1 protein-coding gene is annotated in these 633 nt (G+C 63.3%); it reads right to left on the bottom strand.

What is annotated here, in order from left to right; translation table 11 throughout:
- Window positions 1-562: beta-ketoacyl synthase N-terminal-like domain-containing protein (locus EOA19_RS35020; protein ID WP_281040499.1), on the bottom strand; the 562-nt coding region annotated here is incomplete at its 3' end.
- Window positions 563-633: the final 71 nt, after the last annotated feature.

The raw sequence follows: 633 nt of genomic DNA, 5'->3' as shown, positions 1-633 counted from the left end.
CCCCGGAAACCATTACGTCGGCCCGGCCCAGCTTGATCTGGTCCACCGCCGAGGCGATCGCATGGTTGGCCGAGGCACATGCGGAGGTCACCCCGAAGACCGGCCCGCGCAAGCCGAGGCTCAAGCTAAGATGGACGGAAGCGGCGCTGGGCATCACCTTTACTCCAGTGAAGAGTTCAGCACGGATTGCGCTACCCAAAAGCAGTGAGCGGTAAGTTTGTTCTGTTGCGTACGAACCGGTAAATCCGACGCCCACTGTCGCGCCGAAGCGATGGGCATTCCCCTCGTCGCAGGAAAGTCCGGCCTGCCGCATGGCTTCGCGCGCTGCAAGCACGGCGAGCAAGCTGAAGCGGTCCATGGAGATGAGATGCCCCCGGTTGATGTCGTGCTGGGGCAGCGCCTTGATCTCAGCGCCGGTCATGCCCTCCAGGTCATGAAGCTCGGAATTGGCGATCGGGCCGATGGCGGAGCGGCCTTCGCGCATCTCTTTCCACATAGAGGCGGCCTCGGTGCCCAGTCCGCACAGGCCGCCCACTCCGGTGATAACGACGCGCCTGTCCATTCAAGCCTCCTTCGCAAGCAAGCCGCGGACGGCTTCCACGACGTCGCCGACATTCTTGAGATTGGACCAGG

Source organism: Mesorhizobium sp. M7A.F.Ca.US.010.02.1.1, assembly GCF_004023085.1.
In the GTDB taxonomy this organism is placed as follows: domain Bacteria; phylum Pseudomonadota; class Alphaproteobacteria; order Rhizobiales; family Rhizobiaceae; genus Mesorhizobium.
This window is presented reverse-complemented; position numbering and strand designations above follow the sequence as displayed.